Origin of the sequence: Gordonia alkanivorans (genome assembly GCF_004011905.1) — a bacterium.
Taxonomy (GTDB): domain Bacteria; phylum Actinomycetota; class Actinomycetes; order Mycobacteriales; family Mycobacteriaceae; genus Gordonia; species Gordonia alkanivorans.
Window position 1 is genome coordinate 1,164,001 of sequence record NZ_CP027114.1, and the last position, 22,383, is coordinate 1,186,383.

The 22,383-nt window shown below is 66.5% G+C and carries 22 protein-coding genes; 3 read left to right on the forward strand and 19 right to left on the reverse strand.

The window, feature by feature from the left end:
- Positions 1-19: 19 nt before the first annotated feature.
- The 10 genes from C5O27_RS05340 to C5O27_RS05385 are packed head-to-tail and all read right to left on the reverse strand — an operon-like array spanning position 20 to position 12,835.
- On the reverse strand, positions 20-1,216 hold the full coding sequence (locus tag C5O27_RS05340; RefSeq protein WP_035753996.1) for a Wadjet anti-phage system protein JetD domain-containing protein: 1,197 nt from the start codon (positions 1,214-1,216) through the stop codon (positions 20-22).
- Positions 1,213-4,611, reverse strand: coding sequence for an ATP-binding protein (locus C5O27_RS05345; protein ID WP_127962102.1), 3,399 nt, complete (start codon positions 4,609-4,611; stop codon positions 1,213-1,215). The genes C5O27_RS05340 and C5O27_RS05345 overlap by 4 nt, the downstream gene beginning before the upstream one ends.
- On the reverse strand, positions 4,608-5,195 hold the full coding sequence (locus tag C5O27_RS05350) for a DUF4194 domain-containing protein (protein ID WP_006357792.1): 588 nt from the start codon (positions 5,193-5,195) through the stop codon (positions 4,608-4,610). The genes C5O27_RS05345 and C5O27_RS05350 overlap by 4 nt, the downstream gene beginning before the upstream one ends.
- Complete coding sequence (locus C5O27_RS05355) at positions 5,192-6,634, reverse strand: DUF3375 domain-containing protein (RefSeq protein ID WP_127962103.1); 1,443 nt, start codon at positions 6,632-6,634, stop codon at positions 5,192-5,194. Before C5O27_RS05355 ends, C5O27_RS05350 begins: the two co-directional genes overlap by 4 nt.
- Positions 6,635-6,674: 40 nt before the next feature.
- Positions 6,675-7,073 (reverse strand): type II toxin-antitoxin system VapC family toxin, encoded by a 399-nt coding sequence (locus tag C5O27_RS05360; protein ID WP_006357790.1) that lies wholly within the window; start codon positions 7,071-7,073, stop codon positions 6,675-6,677.
- Positions 7,070-7,303 carry a type II toxin-antitoxin system Phd/YefM family antitoxin gene (locus tag C5O27_RS05365; protein WP_040004014.1) on the reverse strand — a complete coding sequence of 78 codons (234 nt, stop codon included), beginning with the start codon at positions 7,301-7,303 and terminating at the stop codon, positions 7,070-7,072. Before C5O27_RS05365 ends, C5O27_RS05360 begins: the two co-directional genes overlap by 4 nt.
- A 55-nt stretch (positions 7,304-7,358) precedes the next feature.
- Positions 7,359-7,559, reverse strand: coding sequence for a hypothetical protein (locus tag C5O27_RS05370; RefSeq protein ID WP_006357788.1), 201 nt, complete (start codon positions 7,557-7,559; stop codon positions 7,359-7,361).
- Positions 7,560-7,590: 31 nt separating this feature from the next.
- Positions 7,591-9,045, reverse strand: coding sequence for a wax ester/triacylglycerol synthase domain-containing protein (locus tag C5O27_RS05375; protein WP_127962104.1), 1,455 nt, complete (start codon positions 9,043-9,045; stop codon positions 7,591-7,593).
- 2 nt (positions 9,046-9,047) lie between these two features.
- Positions 9,048-10,535, reverse strand: a complete 1,488-nt coding sequence (locus tag C5O27_RS05380) for an HAD-IB family hydrolase (RefSeq protein ID WP_127962105.1) — start codon at positions 10,533-10,535, stop codon at positions 9,048-9,050.
- A complete protein-coding gene (locus C5O27_RS05385; protein ID WP_127963765.1) occupies positions 10,532-12,835 on the reverse strand; it encodes a glycerol-3-phosphate 1-O-acyltransferase in 2,304 nt (767 codons plus the stop codon). The genes C5O27_RS05380 and C5O27_RS05385 overlap by 4 nt, the downstream gene beginning before the upstream one ends.
- Positions 12,836-13,037: 202 nt before the next feature.
- Here C5O27_RS05385 and C5O27_RS05390 point away from each other — a divergent pair, with 202 nt between their 5' ends.
- Positions 13,038-13,679 carry a trypsin-like serine protease gene (locus tag C5O27_RS05390; protein ID WP_127962106.1) on the forward strand — a complete coding sequence of 214 codons (642 nt, stop codon included), beginning with the start codon at positions 13,038-13,040 and terminating at the stop codon, positions 13,677-13,679.
- A gap of 100 nt (positions 13,680-13,779) precedes the next feature.
- Here the strand turns inward: C5O27_RS05390 and C5O27_RS05395 are convergent, their stop codons facing one another.
- The 9 genes from C5O27_RS05395 to C5O27_RS05430 all read right to left on the reverse strand — a co-directional run bounded on the left by C5O27_RS05395 (position 13,780) and on the right by C5O27_RS05430 (position 20,258).
- On the reverse strand, positions 13,780-13,983 hold the full coding sequence (locus tag C5O27_RS05395) for a cold-shock protein (RefSeq protein ID WP_005193773.1): 204 nt from the start codon (positions 13,981-13,983) through the stop codon (positions 13,780-13,782).
- Positions 13,984-14,163: 180 nt separating this feature from the next.
- On the reverse strand, positions 14,164-15,408 hold the full coding sequence (locus C5O27_RS05400; RefSeq protein WP_127962107.1) for an NAD(P)/FAD-dependent oxidoreductase: 1,245 nt from the start codon (positions 15,406-15,408) through the stop codon (positions 14,164-14,166).
- The gene (locus C5O27_RS05405; RefSeq protein WP_127962108.1) at positions 15,405-15,725 is read right to left on the reverse strand and encodes a 2Fe-2S iron-sulfur cluster-binding protein; all 321 of its coding nucleotides are present in this window, start codon (positions 15,723-15,725) and stop codon (positions 15,405-15,407) included. The genes C5O27_RS05400 and C5O27_RS05405 overlap by 4 nt, the downstream gene beginning before the upstream one ends.
- A gap of 45 nt (positions 15,726-15,770) precedes the next feature.
- On the reverse strand, positions 15,771-16,124 hold the full coding sequence (locus tag C5O27_RS23105; RefSeq protein ID WP_279636564.1) for a type I glutamate--ammonia ligase: 354 nt from the start codon (positions 16,122-16,124) through the stop codon (positions 15,771-15,773).
- Complete coding sequence (locus C5O27_RS23110; protein WP_279636565.1) at positions 16,009-17,262, reverse strand: type I glutamate--ammonia ligase; 1,254 nt, start codon at positions 17,260-17,262, stop codon at positions 16,009-16,011. The genes C5O27_RS23105 and C5O27_RS23110 overlap by 116 nt, the downstream gene beginning before the upstream one ends.
- Positions 17,263-17,318: 56 nt before the next feature.
- Complete coding sequence (locus C5O27_RS05415; RefSeq protein ID WP_127962109.1) at positions 17,319-18,008, reverse strand: type 1 glutamine amidotransferase; 690 nt, start codon at positions 18,006-18,008, stop codon at positions 17,319-17,321.
- A complete protein-coding gene (locus C5O27_RS05420; RefSeq protein WP_127962110.1) occupies positions 18,005-18,313 on the reverse strand; it encodes a hypothetical protein in 309 nt (102 codons plus the stop codon). The genes C5O27_RS05415 and C5O27_RS05420 overlap by 4 nt, the downstream gene beginning before the upstream one ends.
- A 2-nt stretch (positions 18,314-18,315) precedes the next feature.
- A complete protein-coding gene (locus C5O27_RS05425) occupies positions 18,316-18,915 on the reverse strand; it encodes an aromatic-ring-hydroxylating dioxygenase subunit beta (protein WP_127962111.1) in 600 nt (199 codons plus the stop codon).
- On the reverse strand, positions 18,912-20,258 hold the full coding sequence (locus C5O27_RS05430; RefSeq protein ID WP_127962112.1) for an aromatic ring-hydroxylating oxygenase subunit alpha: 1,347 nt from the start codon (positions 20,256-20,258) through the stop codon (positions 18,912-18,914). Before C5O27_RS05430 ends, C5O27_RS05425 begins: the two co-directional genes overlap by 4 nt.
- A 193-nt stretch (positions 20,259-20,451) precedes the next feature.
- Between C5O27_RS05430 and C5O27_RS05435 the strand changes: the two genes are divergently transcribed.
- Both C5O27_RS05435 and C5O27_RS05440 read left to right on the forward strand, forming a co-directional pair.
- Entirely contained in the window at positions 20,452-21,357 is a 906-nt protein-coding gene (locus tag C5O27_RS05435) for a MurR/RpiR family transcriptional regulator (RefSeq protein ID WP_075863712.1), read from the forward strand.
- Between the two features lie 158 nt (positions 21,358-21,515).
- Positions 21,516-22,346, forward strand: a complete 831-nt coding sequence (locus tag C5O27_RS05440; RefSeq protein ID WP_006357775.1) for an aldo/keto reductase — start codon at positions 21,516-21,518, stop codon at positions 22,344-22,346.
- Positions 22,347-22,383 lie beyond the last annotated feature (37 nt).

The following is a 22,383-nucleotide window of genomic DNA, read 5'->3' on the forward strand; positions in this document are numbered from 1 at the left end:
CCTGCAGCGCCATGTTCGATCAGCGGAACCGGCCCGAGGCTCGTCCGGCACTCTCAGCGCACCGCAACGACGTCGACGAGAACCGTGCGAGAACCCATTCCCAAGCGACTCGCTCCTGTTCGAGGCGCACACGCGTGCCGAGTGAGTCTTCCACGAGGTCGGTGTAGAGGGCTCGCTCGGCGGGAGTGAGCCGGGTGAGTGCAGACGTCGCCGGACGATCCTCGGTGACCCAGCGACCCCGGTGTGCGAGAAGAGTGTCGCGATCCATCAGGATCGACTCGGTCTGGGGGAGCCAGGCTCGTAGTCGGTCGAGAATGGCAAAGCCGTGTGTATCGATGTCGCCCCAGTACAAGACCGGAACATCGGTGAGCCATGGGAGCCGGCCGATGCGATCCACTTCGAACCCCTTGCCCCACAACACCATGCCGTCCTCGGGGACATCTACACTGAGATAGGTGATCTCGTTCTCGACGACGAGGACACGTCGCGGTCTCAACGCCACCTGCGCGAGTTCGTCGGCCCGGACGCTGAGCTCGGTCAGAAGCTCGGGCAATCCCAACGTCGATGACGGCCGAAACCGCACGAACTCGGGCTTCGCGCGCAAGCCCAGCCCGGCGAGGAAACCGGCGGCGGTCGAGGACACACCGAGCATCGACGCCAGTACCGACCGGTAGCGTTCGGCGAACTTGGTGTCGACGCCGGGGGCGGTGATCTCGCGTAGGTAGCGGCCCGATCCGCGTTGTGCATCGAGCCACTCGTATGCCGCGATCAACCGCGGGAACTCCGAGCTGAGCTCGACTGCGCGGAGCGGATGCCGGAGGACCCAGGCGCTCACCGCCGGCGTGTCGGCAGACAGACGCATTACATCGTCGAACTGTGCGACGTCGCTCGCCACGCCGAGCAGCGACCATGCCTGCTCGAACGAGTCGATGACCGCTCGCACCGGAAGCTCGTTCCGCCCGACCTGCCGTCCACCGATCGACTGCCAGCACAGCGTGTAGTGCCCATCGTGGCATCGCCCCCGGTCCAGTGCGAACACCCATTCGCGGGCCGCGCCGAGGTCCTCGGCGATCTGCGATGGGGTGGGGCCGCGCAGCGGGATCTCGATGGGCTCGAACAGACCGTCACTTGCATACGCGCGCAACAGGGTTCCGTCGATCCACCGGCGTCGGACCCGGGCAACGATGTCGTCGGGCGAGGTCCAGCGACCGCTCACCGCAACTGTCCGTCTCGGCGGGACCGGTACTCCTCGATCGTCATCGTCTGCAACCGTGAGAACGTGCCGGTGGGGTTGTCCACGAAGCCGATCGCCTTCACATACGGCTCGATCACATGCACCTTCTGCAGCGGCGTGACGATCAGCAACTGCAGCCCGAGCTTGGCGAACAGGTCCAGCGCGTAACGTGTGGACACGTCCGATCCCCGCCCGAACGCCTCGTCGATCACGGCGAAACGAAAGTCGCGAGACTTCTCCACGCCCCACTCCAAACCGAACTGATAGGCCAGCGAAGCGGCCAGGATCGTGTAGGCGAGCTTCTCCTTCTGGCCGCCGGACTTGCCGTCGGAATCGCTGTAGTGCTCCCACTCGATGTCGGTCTCCACGTCCCGCTCAGAGGCGGAGAACACGAACCAGTTCCGCACATCGGTGACCCGGCGCGTCCAGTTCTTGTCCGAGTCGGCGTGCCCGTCCCGACCGCGGAATCGTTCGATGATCCGCTTGACGTCCAGGAACCGCTGCTCCGAGTACTGGTCACCGTCGACCGCAAGGCTGTCGTTGGTCAGGTTCCGCAGATCGGATCGGAACTGCACCACTTCCTGATTCGTGGTGGCTTCTCGCTCCAGCCGGATACAGCGGCCCGGGTTGTACGGCACCGCGCCCAGCGCCTCGTTGATCCGGGCGATGCGCTCGTCGATCGACGCGGCCTGCCGGTTGAGCCAGTTGTTGAACCCGGCGAGCTCCTGGATGGCGTTCTTGTTCAGCTGGTCCTTGAACTCGGCCTCGAAACGTGGGAGGTCGTCGGTGGCGACGCGCTCGCGGAAGGCGACGAAGTCTGCTCGGGACCCGACGTCGGCGTCCATGTCGGCGCGCAGGTCGGGCCATCGTCGCAGGACCTCGGCCATGTACTGAGCGAGGTTCTGGCCGTGACCACCGAGCTCACGGGTGAGTCGTTCGATCCGCTGATGCAGCACGGACGAGAGTGTCGATTCCGCCGCGGGGCAGTCATCTGCCGTGGTCGGCATGACGTCGAGGCGTTGTGCCAGAGCGTCATACGACGCCCGTGCGGTCGTGAGGTCGGCCTCGGCGTGCTGTGCGATGAACGCGTCGGTCCCGGCACGAAGTTGCTCGGCCTGGTGTCGGGCCGCCGCAGTGGTTGCCAGTTTGCCGGTCAGCTCGTTGATCGTCGCGTTGAGGGCCTCGGCGTGCTCGGCATTGCGTTCCAGCGCCACCGTGATCTCCTGCAGCCGTGAGGAACCCGATTCGAGACGGGCCCGCTCTGCGTCGTGCGCCTCGACGCGATGACGGGCCTCGTCGACGTCGAGTTCGGTCCAGGAATGGAATCCCTCTAGCCGGGCGAGTGCTTCGCTGCGCTTCTGCACGACGTCTCGCTGTTCCGACATCGTGATGATCTCCGTGGCGGCGGCCGACTGCAGACGCTCGAACTCATCGAGATCGTCACGCAGCGCGGCGATCTTGCGTTCGTTGGCCCAGCCGAGGACCCATCGCCGGGGATCGTCGACGCGGTGCCGGTCGTCCTTCTCATGACGACCACCGGAGCGCACCTGGCCTTCGCGTGTGACGGCGCGCGTGGCCGCCCGGAACTCGGCGATGTTCTCCGTGCGCCGGTGGTCGGCTCGTTTGAACACCTCGGCACGCAGGTAGTCCTCGAAGGGCCCGTCCTTGATCTCCAGGCACTCGGCGAGCACGGGAACGTCGGAAGGCTGGCGCTGTAACGGAATCTGTCGCCCCGGCACGCGCTCATATACCAGGCGCGCACCGACGTTCCGGCCGCCGGCGCCTCGAAAGGTCAATCGTCGGCCGTTGACCCACTCCGCGACCGAATCGTAGTGTTGCTGCGGCACCAACAGCGAGAGCGCGAAGCCGCGCAGAACCCGCTCGGCCGCGCCGCGCCACTCACCGTGCTCCGCGGCGACATCGAGAAGTTCGCCGGCATAAGGAAGATCGGTGTGGGTGAGCCCGAGGTCGGTGGTGAGCTGATCGCGCAGTTGTACCTGGTCGGGCGGCAGATTGCTGGTGCGGTTGCGGAGGTCGTCGAGTTCGTCGCGGATCGCATCCGCCCGTCGGACCGCGTCTTTCTCGCGTCCGATGGAGTCGGCGATCGTGGTGTCCAATGCGCGTTTGGTCGCCAGTAGCCGGGAACGTTCGTCGTCGATGAGGCCGCGCAGAGCGCTGAACTGCTCGGCGGAGGTCACCGGATCGAATCCGGCATCGGCGATTGTGGCGTCGAACAGTGCCCGGCCGTGCCGGCGTTTCTGCAGATCGTCGCGCGCCGCGGCGGTGAGCCGTTCGAGTTCGCCGACGCGGTCACCGCCGGCCCGCGCCCGCTCCTCGATGAGCGACTCGCGTTCGCGAGCCAGGTCGCGCTGGCGTGCGGTGGCTTCGTCCTGGCGGCGTAATAGGCTTTCACCTTCGGCGGTGTACGTGACGATCTCGCCGGCGAGCAATCCGGAACGGTGCTCGGCGATGAACAGCCGAACGGCCGCGCGCTGCAGGTCCAGCTCATCACGTTCGGCCAGTGCGGCGTCGTACTTGCGGCTGGTGGCGACGATGGGGTCGAGTGCCTCGAGCTGCTCGCGGGCTCGCTTGACGGCGTCGAACGCCTTGGTGAGGTCGTCGAAGTGGCTGATGATGTCGCGGACACGCTCGGAAGCGTCGCTGGGTTCGAGCATGTGTCCGCGCACGAACTCGTTGAGGTTGCCGACCGACTTCATCGACACCGTCTGGTGGAGCAGTTCGAGCGCTTGCTCGGACCGTATGCCGAGCAGCCGTCGCATCGAGGTGGAGTATTTCGGGAATTCGTCGACCACCTCGGCACCGCCGGACCGGAGTCGCTTGCGCAGGTCGCGGAGGTCGGAACCGAAGTCCGCGAAGTCGGTGGCGATGGTGAGTTGTTTGGTCGCGGTCACATAGAACCGGTAGGGCTGCCCGACGGTGTCGCGTTGCTGGAACACTTGAGCGAGGGTCACGGTCTCGTCGTAGCCGCCGTTTCCGAACACACCGAGGATGACCGAGTAGGTGTTGCGGTTCTGCCGGAGGCCTTTCGCGCGGGATCGCCCTGTCGATTCCTGTCGTTCGGACTTGTAGTGGCCTTCGACGTAGGAACGAAGTGTGCGTTCCTTGACCTCCGCACCGGCGGCCTTGTTGTAGGCGATCTTGTGAGCGGGCATAAGCAGGGTGGTGACCGCGTCGACCAGGGTCGACTTGCCCGATCCGATGTCTCCGGTGAGCAGTGCCGTCTCCGTGCCAGGGGTGAGTCGCCACACCTGTCGATCGAACGTGCCCCAGTTGAGGACCTCGACGTACTGCAGACGGAATCCCGCCCCCTGGGCGGGCCCGCCGAGTTCGACCGATGAGAAGAGTCCCTCGGTCATCGGCTTCCTCCGTCATCGGCCGGCCGTCCGGCGTACTCGCGGAGCTTGCCCGCGAAATCCGACAGTGTCTGCGCGTCGATGTAGGCCTTGATGATGCGCCGGACCTCCCACTGGTCGGTGTGGCCCCGCAGTTGGCGCAGGAATCCGAGTTCGACAGTCTTCTTGATGGTGCTCTCGGCCTGGTCGACGAGGCGTGCCTCGTTGGTCGACTCGGCCTGGAACAGGCGCAGCATCTCGACGATCTGGTCGGTCGACAGGACGAGTCGACCCTCGCCGCCGGTGATCTCGAACTCCAGCAGGCGTTTGCGGAGGAGTACCAGTAGCAGGCTGACGTTGTAGGTCAGTGCGCGGCGTCGGACCAGCCGCGGAAGTGGTTCCTGTTCTTCTTGTTCCGGCCGTGAGCGGAGGTAGGCGTAGCCCTCGGAGTCGTCGACGACGACGTCGACTCCGATCGTGGCGAAATGGTCGCGTACGCCGGCCCCGGATCGCTCGAGCGTGGCCCAGGCATCCGCGTCGGATTCGCGGTAGACCACGCCCTGCATCAGCCGGATGATGGTGCTCGCGACGGCGCGTTCGTCGGTCATCGTCGCCTCACCGTGACTCTCGGAAGCCGGGCACGCCGGATGGTGTCCGGATCGTTGGGATCGGGGTATTCCAACAGGGTCTCATCGGAGGCGTCGATGTCGATGCTGACGTCATCGTCGTCGAGCGCGAGATAGCCGACGATCTCGGCTGCGCCCTGCTCGATCGGGTACATGCCGACCACATCGGACAGGAGCGCGGACGACCGCTCGGGCAGGATCGCGCGGATGTTGGCAGCCAGACGGGCCTGGTCGACGAAGGTTTGGGTGAACAGCAGCTCGGCGTCGAGGTCCTCGGTGGCGTGCTCGATGTGGCTCTCGACGGTCGCCGAGGCGGGCTGCTGGTAGAGCGGCCGTTCGAAGGGCAAGGCGATCTCGATCCCGGGCTGGTCGACGTCGAGACCGAAATCCAGTGTGTCGCCGCGGAGCTCGAGCGCGGCGCTCTCCACGGCACGGACGAGGTCGAAGACTCGGCGGTTCTCGAGCCACACCTGGTCGTCGAGGAAGCGGCGAAGTTGTTCGGAGATCTGGCGGACGGTGCGCTGGGTGCGGTCGGCTGCCTCCGACCAGTCGTGGTGGATGCCGCGGATGCGGTGGTCGACTTCCACGAAGTCGAGCGAGGACACCTTGTCGAGCAGGGCGGACAGTTCGGTCTGCCGAGAGTCGGAGAGCAGGAACTCGAAGAACGACTGGAAGCTGCGCCCCTGGTCGGACGAGGCGATCTCCGACCGACTTCCCACCAACTCGGCGAGGAGTTCGCCCTTCGGGCCGTCCCAGGCGGCGATCTTCTCGCGGGCGGCGCGGTCGAGGAGGCGAAAGTTGTCCTCGACCTCGCGGAAATCGGAGAGCAGCTCACGCGCGGTCGACGACAGCTGCTGGTAACGGTCTCGGACCCCTGTCTGGTCGAGAACCGCGATGTGGCCGGACTCGACGGCGTCGATCTCGGCGTCGATCTCGGCACGACGCCGCCGCAACTCCGCGAGTCGGACCCCCGGGTCGGATTCGACGCCGTGCACGATCTGCCGGAGCAGTTCGACGACGGTGTGCAACCGCGACTCGGTTCCGACGAAGGCTCTGCCCTGGAGGGAGACGACCCAGGAGTATGCCTTCTCGAAGGCCGGCGTCACCTCGTAGTGGACTTCGTCGTCCCCCGGCGGGTAGAAGCGACGGAGAAAGCCCGCCTCCGTTGCGGCCCAGTCCTCGAGGTACGCACGAGGTTCCTTCGGGAATCGAGCCTGTCCGTCTTCCGCTGCGGCTGCGGTGTTCAGGTCGTAGAGGAGGTCGTCCAACGCCGCGGCGAGGTCGTTGGCCGAACTCGCACCCCGGTTACCCTCGACGAAGTAGTTCCCGAGGAACGTCAGGATGAGCGGGGAATGGTGAGCACGCAGCAGCCGCCATGCGGGATGTCGTTCCCACAAGCCGGTGAACGCGTGGAAGTCCATGGACCAAGAGTAGGCAACCCGTCGGACATCGTCGTCTCGATCACCGGCAGGTGTCGATGACGGGGACCAGTGTGCCCCGGCGGATGGCCTTGTCGCTGGTGGCGATGGTCAGCCCCCGGCGAGTGGCCTGAGCGACGATCATGCGGTCGAACGGGTCGCGATGGTCCCACGCGAGTTGTCCGGCATGTACTCCATCGATCGCGTCGATGGGTAGATCCATTGCTGCCATCGCCGCAATGGTTTCGCTCCACGACGACAAGAGGGGGCCTGCATCCAGGCGGCCCAACCTGGTCTTGATCGCGATTTCCCAGGCCGATGCTGCCGAGACGTAGAGGTTGTTGGCGGAATCGCCGAGGATGTCCAGAGCTGACGGAGCGAGGCGGTCTGGGTCGGTCACGAGCCAGAGGAGAGCGTTGGTGTCGAGCAGGATGTCGGTCACGGCTTCGGTTCCCAGGCCTCGAGCTCGTCGTCGGGCAGCGGATCATCGAAATTGTCGGGAATCCTGATGCCAGGGAACTGCCCGAACCGGCGCGCCCGCGGCGTAGCGGGGGCGAGCACTGCCACCGGCCGACCATGGTTCGTGATCGTGACCGACTGTCCCGTCCGTTCGACTTCGGCCAGGACGGCGTTCAACCGGGCTTTGGCTTCGGTGCTGCTGATGGACTTCATGCCCCAGTGTAAGCCCATTCTGACTAGTGCAACCAGTCCGAAAGCCCCGTCTCGTTCAGAGCAGCAACAACCACACGAACCGCAGCACGATGGCACTGATCCCGAAGATCGCGGCGGCGATCAGCCATCGGCGGGCGAGACGGTCGGCGACCAACGGTTCCTGTCCGCGACGCAGATAGGTGAACGCCGCCATGATCGCGCACACCGTCGCAGCCACGCCGCCGACGAGGACCAGCGTCAGCATCACCGTGTTCACCGTTGCACCCCATCGTCTGTGAGTGGGGCCCTCACACCACCCGCTTCAATTCGCCGGGTGTGACGCCGTCGTCCGCGGCCAGCGTGAGCACCTCGCCGAAACCTGCCACCAAACAGTCCGCGAACAACTCCTGGTCGGTGATCGCGGCTCCGTCGGAATTGATTCCGAGGCAGGCGGTTCCGTTGTGGGTGATCATCGTGGCCATCATGGCGCAACCGGGGAGCGGGCCGAAGGGGAACATGCGCTCGACCTTGGCGCCGGCAACATAGGTGTCCCAGGGGATTCCGGGGACGTTGCTGGCCTGGAGGTCGTTCTGGCTCGTCGTGCCGCTGAACCGCATCAGGACTGTGCCGGGCATCCAGGCCATCACCGATCCGAGGGTGTTGAAGATGTCGACCGCCGGTTCGTGGCGGGCTTGTCGGACCTGCTCGCGGATGGTGAGCACCCGTTCGAAGGGATCGGCGATACCGACCGGGCCGGCCAGCCGGCCCACTGCGATTCGGTTGCCACCCGCGGGATCCTCGGGCCGCCGCACCGAGATCGGGATCGCCACCGGCATCGTCTCGATGGGCGAGCCCATCTTCTCGTGGTACAGACGGAATCCTCCGATCAACCCGGCGAGATAGACGTCGTTGATCGACGATCGCGCCGCGGTCGCAGCTGCCTTCATGTCGGCGAACGGCACCTCGAAGGCGCTGAACCGCCACGACAGACTGCGGTGGGCCAACAACGGAGAACCCGGAGGACTGACGAGTCCGGCCACTCGCGGCACCGAACGGCCATAGCGCAGAGCGGTACTCAACGCCTGGCGCGGATTGGTCAGCGCGCGGACCCCGCGGAACGCGGTGTCGAGGCGGTGCGGAATCCGGCGAACCTCTTCGCCGATCTGCCGCTGGAGCAGGTCGAGCGGCGTGATGTTCACCGGGTCGGGACTCGGCGGCTGAGGTTTGCTCGGATTGTGCTCCCGCGTCGGTGAATGCAACTGTGCCAGGCCGAGGATCGCACCCAGTCCATCGGTGAGCGCGTGATGCGCCTTCAGGAAGTACGCGGCCTTGCCGTCGGGCAACCCTTCGATCAGGTAGCCCTCCCACGGCGGGCGGGCGGCGTCGAGCGCGGTCATCGCCAGTTGCTCGCACGTGGTGAGCAGATCCCGCATGCTGCCGTCGCCGCCCAGGCTGATCCGTCGTAGGTGGTAATGCAGATCGAAGTCGGGATCGACGGCCCAGCTGGGCGTTCCGGTGCCGAAGGGGGAGTCGACGACCCGCTGACGGAAGCGCGGTGCCATCCGGCTCGCCCACTCGTGGGCGGCCACCAGGCGGTCCCAGTCGGGGTCGCAGTCGTAGATCTCCAGCATGCAGATCGTGCCGCGCATACGTCGATCGGTGTCGCCGCGCCACATGATGGTGTCCACCGAACTCATGTGGGGATCGCTCGCCCAGTCCAGCGGACGGTCGGCTCCCTCTGCCTGATCAGTCTCGTCGGCCATCGTCAGTCCTCCTCGGACGGTTTGCGCAGTGACTCCACCGAGTCGTCGACGAACGACTCCAACGGCCAGTCGGCGAGCGCCGTGACATACATCTGACGTACCTCTTCGGCGCGGCTGCCGATCTCGTCCGTGGTCCACTCGCTGGTGTCGATGGGTGGCAGGACGATTACCTCGACCGTACCCGGGCGAATGAGTTGCGCACCGCGCCACATCAATTCACCGGTGTTTCGCAACACGACCGGGACGATCGGCACGCCGGCCTGCATCGCGATGTGGAACGGACCCTTCTTGAACTTCCCGATCCGCGGCGTCGGGGACCGCGTCCCCTCCGGCGACACGACCAGTGACATCCCTTCTTCGCGCAACGCCTTCACCGCTGGTGCCAGTTGTTCGATGGCCTTGCTCCGGTCGGCACGATCGATGAAGACGAGTCCCGCCTGACGCAGGATCTCACCGAGCACCGGGACCCGCTGCACTTCCTTCTTGGCCACACCGGTCGCATCGGTGCGGACCAGGTTGATCATGACCGGCAGGTCAAGCTTCGACTGATGGTTGAACAGGAAGACGCACGGCCGGTCCGAGAAGAGGTACTCGCCACCGTCGAGCACCTGTACGTGGACGCCGGCCAGGGACAACCCGACGTCGTTGCCGGTGGGCAGCGCCTCCACGAGCGCGTGCGGGTCGCGACGCACCAGACCGGCGGCGGCACCGACGGCGGCGGACGCGACGAACGAGCCGTAGAAGGCCCCGGTCCGGGCCAGCATCCCGAGACGATTGTAGGTGGGGTTCTTCAGGTCGATGATCGGCCAGCCGCGGGACTCGGCCTCTGCGCGCAGGATTCGGCGGGGCGAGATCGCCGCCGGGTTGCCCACGGATTCCAGGTAGGGGATGTCCTCGTTGCCGTCGCTGTAGGCGAAGGACGCGTCGAGGTCGATGTCGTTCGCACGGGCCAACTCTCGGACAGCAGCCGCCTTACCCGGTCCCCAGAGCGGTCGGCCTTTGATGTTTCCGGTGACGACGCCGTCGACGACCTCGACATCGGTGGCGAGCGCGAAATCCGCACCGATCTCGCGGGCGATCGGCTCGATCTGGAAGCGGGTGGCCGACGACGCGATCACGATGGTGTGCCCCATCTCCCGGTGCGCGCGCAGGATCTGCCACATCTGAGGACGCAGCTTGGCTGCGGTCTCGTACTTGAACAGGTGCTCGCCGAACGCGATCAGCTCTGCGTAGGTCTTGCCCGCGAAGGTGGGCCGCGTGGCCGCCAGGACCTCGGCGTAGTCCTGCTCCGATACGACGCCGCGCAGGCCGATCACCAGGAAGTCAGCGAGCTCGCCGAGTCCGAACTCCATGCTGCGCAACCGCGCTCGCATGATGGCGGCGGCGGAAAAGCCCTCGATCAGCGTGCCGTCGTAGTCGAAGAGCGCGGCCACCTTCTTGCCCGTCGGCGCGGAACGGATGGCCCGCATCCGGTCGGTGAACGCGCTCACCGCTCCTCCTCCCCGACGACGATCGGCTGGAGGTCCTCGATGGCCGCGATCCGTGCGAGCCGATCCCGCATCAGTTCGACCTCGTCGAGCCAGTTCTGGCGGGCGATGCGGAGATCGACAATGTCCTCACCGTGGATCAGGCCGCGGTTGTCGGCGAGACGATAGGCGCCGTCGTAGAGATCCTTGGACACCGAATCCTTGCTCCGCAGAACAGCTTGCAGCGCGAGCTGCCGACCCAGACCGAGGCAGTTCGCGATCAGCGCATCCTTCTCCTGGGCGGTGTTGCCCAGTTCCACCAACTTGGTCGCGACCACCAGCTGGGCGTCGAAGAACGGTTGGAGGGTGCGTCGCGCGAACAGTGCTCCGGTGTGGCCGTGCAACACCTCGTAGGTCCACTCCTGCGTGGGGGTGACCGCCCGCCAGCCAGGAGCGAGGAGGTCGAGTTCGATGCCGAGCCGATGCAGGAACTCGGTTTTGGGTGGGAAGAAGAACTCGAACTTGAGGAGGTCGCGGATGCGGAGGGCCTCGCGCTGTGCGGCGGTCAGCAGTTCCTCGTCGGGTGCCGGTGGGGAACCGACGTGGCTGCTCCGGATGGGGGTGCTCCCGGCCTTGACCTCGCCCTCGGCCAGCGCCAGCAAGCCCATCTCGACGATCGCGCGGTCGACGAAATGGTGCAGCGCGCCGTTGCGGTAATACGCTGCGACGGCCCGGTTCTCGGGAACCACCGACCAGACCTGTTCCGAACCGCCCTCGTAACAGCTGACCACGCCGTTACCGGCCAGCACGCGCAGCGTCCGGACGAGTCCGACGCCGCGGCAGAGCGCGGGATCGGGTCCGGGTAGGCCACGGCGGTCGATGTAGTCGAGCAGGGGAGCGAGGACGGCCTCGATCTCGGGCAGGGTGTACGCGCGGTCCTGTGCACCGAGCGCTGCGAAGCCGACGAGTGAGGTGGCGGTGATCGGTGTGGCAGAGTTGATCTCGTCCATCACGCGGAACGCGACCTTCTCCAGCTGCGCGGGTCCTTCGCCGACCTCTTCCAGCGTCTCCCGCAGCGAGATCGGGGTGCCGAAGCGGACTCTGGCCTCGCCGAGGTAGCTGCGTTGGGCCTTGGCGTAGCGCAGCAACCAGCCGACGCCCTCGGGCTTCTTGACGCCACCCGCGTCCTCGGCGGCGATCGCGCCGACCTCCTGCAGCTGGTCGTACACGATCGACGTGGGAACGATGGTCACGTCGGCGTCGTCGAGTTGGCTCGCGGCGTCGACGACATAGTTCAGGAGTCCGAGCATCGGCTTGCGCAGCTTGCCCGTTCGGCTCCGCCCGCCCTCGATGTACCACTCGAGGTTGAACCGCTTCTCGATGATGTAGGCCAGATAGGAACGCATCGCGAACTTGTAGACCGGGTCCGACCCGAACTTGCGGCGGATGAAGATCATCCCCGCGCGCCGGGCCACCGGCCCCACCGGCCAGAACGACAGGTTGTTGCCACCCAGGACGAGGTTCGGCGGGAAGTCGTTGTTGCGCAGCACTGTTGCCAAGACCAGCGGGTCGACGTAGGAGCGGTGGGAGGGGAGGAAGATCAGGCCGGTCGACTTGTTCAGGGTCCGTAGGGAGTTCAGGGTGTCGACGTCGACGGCGACGTTCCAGGCGCGTTCGTGGAGACGGTTGAACGTCGCGGAGAAGATGTCGTCCATCAACCTGCTCTGCGTGGCGACGAATCCGGACAGTTTGTCGGTGGCCTCGGACACCACCGCATCGGTGGGTCGGCCGAGTTCGGCGGCGAGTTTGGCCGCGCCGCTCTGGAATCTGGCCGAGCTGCTGATCTGTTCGGCCACCAGGCGCGGAACCTTGTACCGGTCGCCGACGATCTGGCGTTCGGCACGTTCGGCCGAGACCGACGCCGCGATCCGGACGTACCGGTCGAAGGGTTCGCCCTCGGCCTGGTCGCGCGCATGCCGTTCGCGGAGTTCGGCGATGGTCGCCGGTTCTCCGGCCACCACGCGAAGGGCATCGGGGCGTCGTTTGCGGATGATCGGCTGCATGAGGCCGAGCGGTCGACGCGGATTCGACAGCACCAGCACGTCGCCGAGGGTCACCCGACGCTCACCCTGGCGGACCGCGGGGAGCCACACCGGCCGTACGGGCACGAGGAGCGTGTTCGGCGGCAGTTCGTCGAAATCGACGTCGGCGCCCTGCCGCACCTCGGCGTCCGGGTAGGCGTTCGCGGCCCAGTCGTTGACCGCGCGCATCTCACACGAGGTGCGGGCCTTGGTCAGGACCAGAACGGGATCGGACATCTGCATCACCCTCACGTCATCGTCGTCGACACCGCGCCGGTGTGCTCCCGTGCTCAGGTGTCCCATGGCGGTTCCCTGAGGGAGACCGCCATGGGTCCCATTGTGTCGTAGGTTACAACGAGCGGGGCGGGTTTCGGGTGACCGCGGCACTCCTCGGCGCGGAAGGTCACCGCCCGGTTAGGCTGAGCTGGTTGCCGGGGAAGGAAACATGGGCATTCGAATTCGTGCGTTGACGGCGCTGGGCGCGTCGGCGGCTCTGGTCTCGACCCCCGCGGTGGTGGCGGACGCGGCAACTCCGACGGTGCGGTCGGGGATGGAGATCAGCATCGATGACACGGCGGTGACCTCGAACAGCTGCACGCTCGGCGCGGTCATCTCCGCCAAGAAGGCGCTGACCGCGGGACACTGCGGGGTCGTGGGTCGGGCCGTCCACGACCGCACGGGCAAGAGAATCGGGACGATCACCGCCAATCGCGTTGCGCAACGGCTCGACATCGCGGTCATCGGATTGGTTCCGCGTACCGCGGCGCGTATCGACCCGGTGGATTGGAACGCGAAGTTCGGCCGGGGACAGCTGGTCTGGAAGTCGGGGATCACCACGGGTTACGGAACGGGCAAGGTCACCGATCCGGCCGAGGTGCTGCGGACGTCGCACGGCTTTTCGCTCGCTCCGCCGTTCCTGACGACCCACGAATCGTATTCGGTTCAGACGAGCCTGCGTTCGGAGTCGGGCGACAGCGGCGCGGGTGTGCGGGACAGCCGGGGCCGCGTTGTCGGAATCCTGTCCTCGGCGACCCTCGAGGGCACGGTCGTCGTCCCGGTGTCACGTCTCCCGCGCGCACTCCGGTAACTGCAGGGCCGTGCGAAACCGATTCGATGCCGAACCCGGAAACGACGAGGCGCCCCATCTGGCCGGAGCCGGATGAGGCGCTTCGTAAAGTCAGGTGTGCTTAAAGCGCGCTGACGTTGGTTGCCTGCGGGCCCTTCTGGCCCTGCTCCACGTCGAATTCGACGCGCTGGTTCTCTTCGAGGTTGCGGAAGCCGCTACCGGTGATCGAAGAGTAGTGGACGAAAACATCGGCGCCCTGATCGTCGGGTGCGATGAAGCCGAAGCCCTTTTCGCCGTTGAACCACTTGACGGTTCCCTGTGCCATACTGCTGTACTTCTTTCTTCAGTTCAGCAGCCACCAAAACTGATGACCGCCCGCCAAGTGTGGCACAGAAAGCCCGTCCTGGGAAACGGGGAGTGCGAAATTCCACAAAACAGGTGCGCAATGGCGGGTTCTGGGTGCCGACTCGGCGCGTTCAACCGTCGATCACGCGGAGCGCTTCACTCAGCTGGTCGGGGTCAGGGGCGTGACGAGCGACCTGAGTGGCTTCGACGTGTCCGACGCCACGTCCGGATCGATCGCGGCCCCCTGTGCCAGCGCCCTTTTGATGGCCATGTGCTCACGAGGATCATTGACGGTGTCGCCGGCGATGAGCACGTCGTCGCGGTAGTAGAGCACGGTGAGCCGATCCTCGGCGCCTCGGCGCACGACAAACCGGTCGTGGCCGTCCGAGATTCCGGCGATCTGGATCTTCAGCGCGCCCTGGTTGGACCAGAACCACGGCACTCCCCGAGCCGGGGGGTCCCGGTCGAGCAGGGTGTGGGCGGCGGTCCTGCCCTGTTCGACGGCGTTGTTCACCGACTCCACGGCGAGGAGTTCTCCCGGCCGATGCGGATGCGGTTGTAGGGTGCAGTCGCCGGCCGCCACGACGTACCGGTCACTGGTCCGGGCGTGGTCGTCGACGACGATCCCGGGGCAGCACCGCACGCCCATGAGTGTCGCGAGCTCAGTGGTCGGAACCGCGCCGATCCCGACGACGACGAGGTCAGCAGGGATCGATCGACCGTCGTCGAGGATGACGGAGTCGGCGCGTCCCCCGGTGACGCCGATGGCGGTCACCCCGCGGCCGGTCTCGATCCGGATGCCGGCGGTTTCGTGACTGTGCCGAACAAACGCCGATATGGGCTCGGCCACAACACGTCCCAGGACTCTGTCGGCGGCCTCGATGACCGTCACCGTCGCGCCGCGAGCTCGCGCCGCCGCGGCGACCTCGAGACCCACGAAGCCGCCGCCGACGATGACCACGTCGCGGGCGGTGTCGAGACCCGCGCGGATGACGTGCGCGTCGTCGATGGTGCGTAGTGCCACCACACCTTCGCCGTCGGCGCCGGGTACGGGCAACCGCCGGGGGACGGAACCGGTGGCCAGGGCGGTTCGGTCGAACGCGAGGACGGTGCCGTCGTCGAGGGTCGCGGCACCGCCGCCGTTGTCGTCACAACGCTCGACCGACGCCACGGAACGGCCGGTGATGAGCCGGATGCCGTTGGCCGCGTAGAACTCCGGCGCACGCAACACCGCCGGCTCATCTCCGTCGACGAGAAATTCCTTGGACAGCGGAGGCCGCTGGTAGGGAGAGAAGGGTTCCGCGCCGACCAGGCAGATCTCGTCGCTGTGGCCCAACTCGCGAAGGGTCACCGCGATGCTGAGACCCGCCTCGCCGCCGCCGACGATCAGGATGCGCCCGCTCACTGCTCGGGTGCGATCGTCAGGACGAGCCCGTCGAGCTCATCGGTCATCCGGATCTGGCATGACAGCCGGCTGCGTTCGGTCGCCGGGGTGAGTGCGTCTTCGAGCATCTCCTCCTCGAAGTCCTCGGCCGTGCCGGTGCGGTCGATGTCGCCGGGCTCGACGAACACGTGGCACGTCGCACAGGACAACCCACCCCCGCATTCGCCGATGATGCCGGGTACGCCGAACTTGACAGCCGTCTCCATCGCGGACGCGCCGGCTTTCGCCTCCAGCTGATGCTTGGTGCCGTCGGGGCTGATGAACGTGATGGTGGGCAACGCCAACTCCTCTATCCCTACCTGTTGCGATCTGTCGGTCCGAACTCAGAAGAGTTCGAAGTACTCGCGGTGCTCCCAGTCGGTCACGCCGTTGACGTAGGTCGACTCGTCCGGGTTCTCGGCGACCCACGCGTCGTACCGGCTGACCTCGCTGCGCTTCATCGTGACCAGGTAGTCGATGAATCCGTCCCCGAAAGCCTTGCGGTAGAACCCGTCCTGCTCGAGCACGTCGATGGCCTCGGCCAGCGAACCCGGCAGCTGGGGAACGTCGGCGCTGTACGGGTCATCGCTGACCGGACCGGGGTCGGTGCGGTTGAAGATGCCGTCGAGACCGGCGGCGGCCTGGGCCGCGATGTAGAGATAGGGGTTGGCCGCGGAGTCCCCGACGCGGTTCTCCACGTGAGAGGCCATGTCCCCCCGGGGCGCTGATGACGCGCATCATCGCGGCACGGTTGTCCTGCCCCCAGGCGAGGCGGTCCGGGGCAAGCGAGTACGGCCGACGACGGCGGTAACCGTTGATCGTCGGGGTGGTGAACACCGACGCCGCCGCACCGTGGGCGAGGGTGCCGCCGACGTAGTTGACACCGAGTTCGGAGAGGGGGGTGTCGCCGGTGGGGACCATCAGGTTCGCGCCGGTCTCCTTGTCCGCGACCGACGTGTGCAGGTGCCAGCCGTTGGCGTAGAAGCCCGCGATCGCGGGTGTGCACATGAAGGATGCGAGATGGCCGTTGCGCTTGGCGATCTGCTTGGTCGTGGTGCGGAACAATGCTGCCGCGTCGGCGGCTGCCAGCCCGTCGAGGATGTCGAAGGTGGTCTCCATCTGGCTGGGCGCCCACTCGTCGTCGAACGAACGGATCGGCAAGCCCATGTCCGACAGTGCGTTCCGGATCGGACGCAGGATGTCGTCGACCTCGTCGAGGTGGTCGACGAGCAGGTAGTTGTAGCCGCGCGCGACCGGAGCGACTGACGGCGGGTCGGCCGGGGAGCCGGGTGCGCCCAGCGAACATGTGCCCAGCCCGTTGTCGACGACCTTGGTGAGGTACCACTCCATCTCGATGCCGGCGACCAGCTTGTAGCCGTTCGACGCCATCTCGGCCAGCGTGTTCTTCAGGATGGTGCGCGGTGCGAGCGGGAACGGCTTGCCATCGGACATGTAGAGGTCGCAGAAGACCAGGGCCGTCTTCTCGGCCCACGGCAACACGGTGAAGGTGCCGGGGTCGGGGACCATCTTGACGTTCGGGCTGCCGCCGAGGCCGTCGAAGTCGAACCCGCCGTCGGGGCTGAACGGGTTGAACACGATGGCGTTGGCGGTGTCGAAGAAGAACGGGGCCATGGTGATCTCGTTGCCGGCCTTCATCGCGGCCAAGAATGCCGGGACGGTGAGGGCCTTGCCGCGCAGCAGACCGTGCTGGTCGGGCCAGACCACGCGGACGACCTCGATGCCCTCGCGGTTGATGGTGTCGATGGCGTGCTCTGCCGCACGGTGGTCTTCGGGTCGGTACAGGTCGTACTTCTCGACGAACTTCGCTGCGGTCATGAGAACCTCCTGGAGTGGTGACGGGTGGTGCGGATCTGGTCGGGATGGTCGATCGGTCAGGGGCGGGCGGGATCTCGTACCGGCACGTCGTCGAGCCAGGTGTCGAGGAGGCGGCGCCCCGGTTGGGGACCGCCGGTCGGGATGGATTCGCGGATGGCGTCGACGTCGACGCCGAACTGTTGGAGTTTGGGTCCCTCGAGGGCGAGTAGGGCGTCGATGCCCGCACCGTCGAGTTCGGGATGGAACTGGATCGCCGTGGACGTTCCGAGGCGCCAGGCCTGGAGGTAATGGTCACTGCGGGCCAGGATCTCCGCGTCCGGCGGAGGGTCCGCCGAATCGGAGTGGAAGGAGAAGAACGTGCCGTCGAGCAACGACTTCGGGTTGGTCGCAATGACATCGATGAAACCGCACTCCAGGCCGCTGTCCCCGGGACGCGATCGCCCACCGAGCGCGTCGGCGAGCAATTGCGAACCGAGACACAGGCCGAGAAGCGGGATCTCGCGTGCATGGACGTCACGAAGGTAGGCGACCTCGTCGGCGAGGTACGGATGGCTCTCGCCGTCATAAGCGCTCTGCGGCCCACCGAGCACGACGAGCGCCTCGACAACGTCGGCGTCGGGTAGCGGATCCCCGCGGAAGGGCCCGACCACCGACATCGTCCAGCCGCCGGCGACCGCGGATTCCTCGAGGACTCCGATCGACGGATTGTTCACGTGGGTGATCACGGTGAGCGTACGGGTACTCATGGGTGTGGCCTCGCCTCGATCGGCGTCGACCACGGTTGCCAGTGATCGATCTTGGCGAGGGCGGCGAGGAGTTCCGTCGCCGCAGTCCGGTCGATCGCCACCCAGTCGCTACCGGGGGCCACCCCGTACGGGGTGTAGTCCCAGATGTCGAGGGCGCGCACCGCGGCCACGAGAGGCCGTGAAGCGGCGACCTCGCGCTCGATACGTCCCACCCGTGCGCGCAGCAGTCCCAGCTCGGCGGTCAGCGTGTCGACTGCCTGGGCGAGATCGGCTTGCCCGGCGGCGGACGAGGTTTCGATATCCATGGTCAGAACACCAGGGTCAGGTTCTCGTGGTACTGCTCGGAGTCGATGAGGTTGACCGACTTGAGCCGAATCCGCCAGCCGTCGTCGGTCTCGCGCAGCACGTGCCCGTACCAGCCGGTGTAGGTCTTCGCGGTGCCCGCGCGCATCTCGTGGATGACGAAGTTGGAGCGCACGTACCGGAGCCCGTCCGGATGGTCGAGACATTCGACGTTGGTGATCAGTCGTCGTGTGCGTGACGGCGGCAGCTGGCTGTAGGCCAGACCGGTCCGCAACCAGTAGACGCGGTCGGTGAGACGACGATGGTCGTCGAAGGCGTGACTGACCTCGCGACGGGGGTCGCCACCACCGGCCGTGACCGGAACCCAGTACAGGCAGTCCCCGGTGAACAGCTCGAGCCAGTCATTGAACCGGCCGCTGTCGATCAGGCGGGCCTCGGTGAACAGGAACGACTGCGCGCCATGCCATTCGGTCGGCTGAGAGACGGGCCAGTCGTCGGCCAGGCCCTGCCGGAATCGGTCGAGCTCGTCGTACCAGTCGGCGTCGACGTGGTAGGAGAACGACGACGTGTCGGCGTAGGTGTCCGGGAGGCGGTCGAGATTCATCGCTGTGCTCCTCGCATCCGGCGCTGCCACTCCTCGTAGTAGCCGCGCATGTGGATCTCGTCGGTGACCGCGCTGCGGAACACGCCGTCGTGCTCGATGGTCTGCCAGTCGGTGTCGAGGCCGCGGTTCATGAAGACCCACTCGGCTTCCGGCGCGGCCAGACCGCGTTGTGCCTCTTCGAAATTGGCCTGGTCGTCGGGTTCGCCGAAAGCGGGGAAGTCCTCTTGGGAGCGCATCCGCATGGTGTTGATCTCGTCGGGGACACCACCGATCGAGGTGGCATGCCAGGTGAGCTGGGTGCGGTCGACCGCGAGCGGCTCGACGACCTGGATCTGGTTTCCGATGACCAGCAGGTTGGGGAAGATGCTCAGGTTGATCTGCGCACCGATGGCCAGGTCGAGGAGCCGGTCGGCGTCGTCACCGTGTTCGGCGCGCACCTTCTCCTCGAACCGCTCGCGGCCCGGCTGGGGGCGCTGATTGGCCCAGAAGCTGCCCGGGCCCTCGTACACGGGACGCTGATCGATGACGCTGTGCCCGTTGCCCAGCGAGTACACCTTCATCGGTCCGTCGTCGGGGGTCTTGCCGAAGTACGACATGTCCTTCGAATCGCCCATACGAGAGGCCATTTCGAGCAGGGAACGGTGGGAGAACGCGGGATGGTAACCGTCGCCGGCATTGTCGAACGCCAGCTTCCAGTTGCCGCGGTAGCCCATCCGGTAGGCCGCGGACTTCACCGCGACCTCACTGGTGGGGGAGCGGTCGATCCAGTAGTCGAGCCAGGGCCGGGCGTGTCCGAGCCACTCGTCGACCGGAGGGGCGTCGGTGTTCATCGTGCCGAAGATGAAGCCGCGGTAGCTCTCGACGCGGGGGACGACGGTGAGGCCGAACCGCTCCTTGTCGAGTTCGCCGTACCCCGACGGCCACGGTGCGCCGACCAGTTCACCGGTGTTCCGGAACGTCCAGCCGTGGTACGGGCACTGGAAGCTCTTCGCGGTGCCCGACTCCTCGCGGCACACCGTCGCCGCACGGTGGGCGCATCGGTTGAAGACCGCGTGCAGGCCACCCTTGCGATCGCGGGTGACGATGACGGGTCGCAGGCCCATGCGGACCGACAGGAACGAGTTGGGGTCGGGTACCTGGGACTCGTGGGCGAGGTACACCCACGACTGACCGCCGAAGACCTTCACCATCTCCTCGTCGAAGACGGCGGGGTCGACGTAGAGCGTGCGGTGGACGCGGTCGTGCTGGATGAGATCGGACCATCGGTCATCGAGGGGGGTGGTCGTCTGCGGCGCATCCCATGAGGTGGCGGGTGCGTGCGACGGGCTGTTCTGCAAGGTCATCGCTGCTTCCTGGTCGAGCTGAACCGGGGGATGCGAGCGACGTTACATCCGTTACGCGGGATTGTGTAGGCGTAACATGTAAAACGTTTGTTTCCGGGTATTTGGACTCTTGCCCGTCTAAGATGCGCGGATCGTGGGCGTGGGCAGCGGTCTCGGTCCGTCCCGACCCGACCACGACAACTAGACTTCGCCCATGGCTCAGGGTGCACCGCTGGAGGGGACCGTCGCGCAACGCATCCGTCAGGTACGCGGATCGTTGGCCCCCGGTGAACTTCGGGTGGTCGCGGCCCTCACCGACGGGTATCCCACCGCAGGTCTCGTTCCCATCGCGCAACTCGCGGCGGAGGCGCAGGTCTCCGCGCCGACGGCGTTGCGCCTGGTGAGCAAACTCGGCTTCCCCGGCTACGGCGCGTTCCAGGAGTCCCTGCGCGCGGAGGTTCAGACGCGGTTGTTCTCCCCGGTGACGGTGTACCCGACCGACGATCCCGGCGTCGACCGGGCCGGGCCGGCGGATGACGCCGACCTCGCCGATGCGCTGGCGCTCTACACCGACGGTGTCCGGGCGACCATCAACAATCTGTCGCGGGCCGACCTGGCCGGCGCGGTTGCCGCGCTCGCCGACACCGATCGGCGCGTGATGCTCCTGGGCGGCCGGTTCACCTCGGTGCTGGCCGCCGAGTTACACCAGTATCTCCGGATGCTCCGGTCGGGTGTCGTTCTGGTGCAACCGAATTCGGGCGACCGGATGGCCGCGATGACCGATGTCGACGATCGCACCGTGGCTGTCCTCTTCGACTACCGGCGGTACCAGCAGACCACGATCGAATGGGGACTGCGCGCTGCCGAGCGCGGCGCGGAACTCGTGTTGATCACCGACGTCTACCTGTCACCGCTGGCGTCGCAGGCCGCGTCGGTCCTGACGACCAGTCACACCGGTCCGGGCCCCTTCGATTCCATGGCGCACGGCTTCGTCCTCACCGAGCTGCTGGTCTCGCTGGTGACGAAAGAGCTCGGGGAGCCGGCCCGCGACCGGCTCGCCGACTTCGAGGAGATGCAGCTCGCCGAGGAACGGCAGCGTCGCCTTCCGCGTAAGGGTTGACGCATCGGAGCAGGTCAGGGGTGGTCAGGAATATCCCCCGCCTCCGCGTGCCTTGAACCTGAACATGGTCGTGCGAGTCCGGGCCCGCGTGTCGGATGACCGGCGACCCGCCTGTCGAGGTAGGCCTCGTCTCGCTGCAACGAAAGGACAGATCGCGTATGACAGTCCCCAACATCACGCTCAACAACGGCATCACCATCCCTCAGTTGGGATTCGGCGTGTTCCAGGTTCCGCCGGAGGACACCAGGGCCGCGACGCTGACCGCTTTCGAGGTCGGCTACCGGCACATCGACACCGCCGAGATGTACGGCAACGAGAAGGGCGTCGGCGAGGCGCTGCGCGAGTCAGGCCTCGCTCGCGACGAGGTCTTCATCACCAGCAAGCTCAACAACGGATTTCACGACTTCGACGACGCGCTCGAGGCGCTCGACAAGACCAATGCCGACCTCGGGGTCGACCAGGTCGATCTGTTCCTGATCCACTGGCCGCTGCCCGACGTGGGTGATTACGTCCAGACCTGGAAGGCACTGGAAAAGGCCTACGCCGACGGCAAGGCCCGCGCCATCGGCGTCTCGAACTTCCAGCAGGCGCACCTGCGGCGCCTGTTCGACGAAACCGACGTGGTTCCGGCCGTGAACCAGATCGAGGTCCATCCGTACCTGTCGCAGAATCCTCTGCGGGCCTTCAATTTCGAGCACGGTATCGCCACCGAGGCATGGTCACCCATTGCGCAGGGCAAGGTCGTCGACGACCCGGTCATCACGAAGATCGCGGAGGCCAAGGGACGTTCGGCCGCCCAGGTCACGCTCCGGTGGCACATCCAGCGCGGCGACATCGTTTTCCCCAAGTCGGTGACGCGCGCCCGCGTCGAGGAGAACTTCGCGCTCTTCGACTTCGAGCTGTCCGACGACGAGGTCTCGGCGATCGAGGGCCTCAACGCCGATGAGCGCATCGGCCCCGATCCGGACACGTTCAACTACATCCCCTGACCTGACCTGTCGGGGCGCTAGCGGGCGGACCACCTGA

Bases quoted from the DNA above. Each gene is read 5' to 3' on its own strand.
- C5O27_RS05345 (WP_127962102.1), bottom strand. From the start codon at position 4,611: ATGACCGAGGGACTCTTCTCATCGGTCGAACTCGGCGGGCCCGCCCAG.
- C5O27_RS05350 (WP_006357792.1), bottom strand. From the start codon at position 5,195: ATGACCGACGAACGCGCCGTCGCGAGCACCATCATCCGGCTGATGCAG.
- C5O27_RS05355 (WP_127962103.1), bottom strand. From the start codon at position 6,634: ATGGACTTCCACGCGTTCACCGGCTTGTGGGAACGACATCCCGCATGG.
- C5O27_RS05365 (WP_040004014.1), bottom strand. From the start codon at position 7,303: ATGAAGTCCATCAGCAGCACCGAAGCCAAAGCCCGGTTGAACGCCGTC.
- C5O27_RS05375 (WP_127962104.1), bottom strand. From the start codon at position 9,045: ATGGCCGACGAGACTGATCAGGCAGAGGGAGCCGACCGTCCGCTGGAC.
- C5O27_RS05385 (WP_127963765.1), bottom strand. From the start codon at position 12,835: ATGCAGATGTCCGATCCCGTTCTGGTCCTGACCAAGGCCCGCACCTCG.
- C5O27_RS05390 (WP_127962106.1), top strand. From the start codon at position 13,038: ATGGGCATTCGAATTCGTGCGTTGACGGCGCTGGGCGCGTCGGCGGCT.
- C5O27_RS05395 (WP_005193773.1), bottom strand. From the start codon at position 13,983: ATGGCACAGGGAACCGTCAAGTGGTTCAACGGCGAAAAGGGCTTCGGC.
- C5O27_RS23110 (WP_279636565.1), bottom strand. From the start codon at position 17,262: ATGACCGCAGCGAAGTTCGTCGAGAAGTACGACCTGTACCGACCCGAA.
- C5O27_RS05415 (WP_127962109.1), bottom strand. From the start codon at position 18,008: ATGAGTACCCGTACGCTCACCGTGATCACCCACGTGAACAATCCGTCG.
- C5O27_RS05420 (WP_127962110.1), bottom strand. From the start codon at position 18,313: ATGGATATCGAAACCTCGTCCGCCGCCGGGCAAGCCGATCTCGCCCAG.
- C5O27_RS05425 (WP_127962111.1), bottom strand. From the start codon at position 18,915: ATGAATCTCGACCGCCTCCCGGACACCTACGCCGACACGTCGTCGTTC.
- C5O27_RS05430 (WP_127962112.1), bottom strand. From the start codon at position 20,258: ATGACCTTGCAGAACAGCCCGTCGCACGCACCCGCCACCTCATGGGAT.
- C5O27_RS05435 (WP_075863712.1), top strand. From the start codon at position 20,452: ATGGCTCAGGGTGCACCGCTGGAGGGGACCGTCGCGCAACGCATCCGT.
- C5O27_RS05440 (WP_006357775.1), top strand. From the start codon at position 21,516: ATGACAGTCCCCAACATCACGCTCAACAACGGCATCACCATCCCTCAG.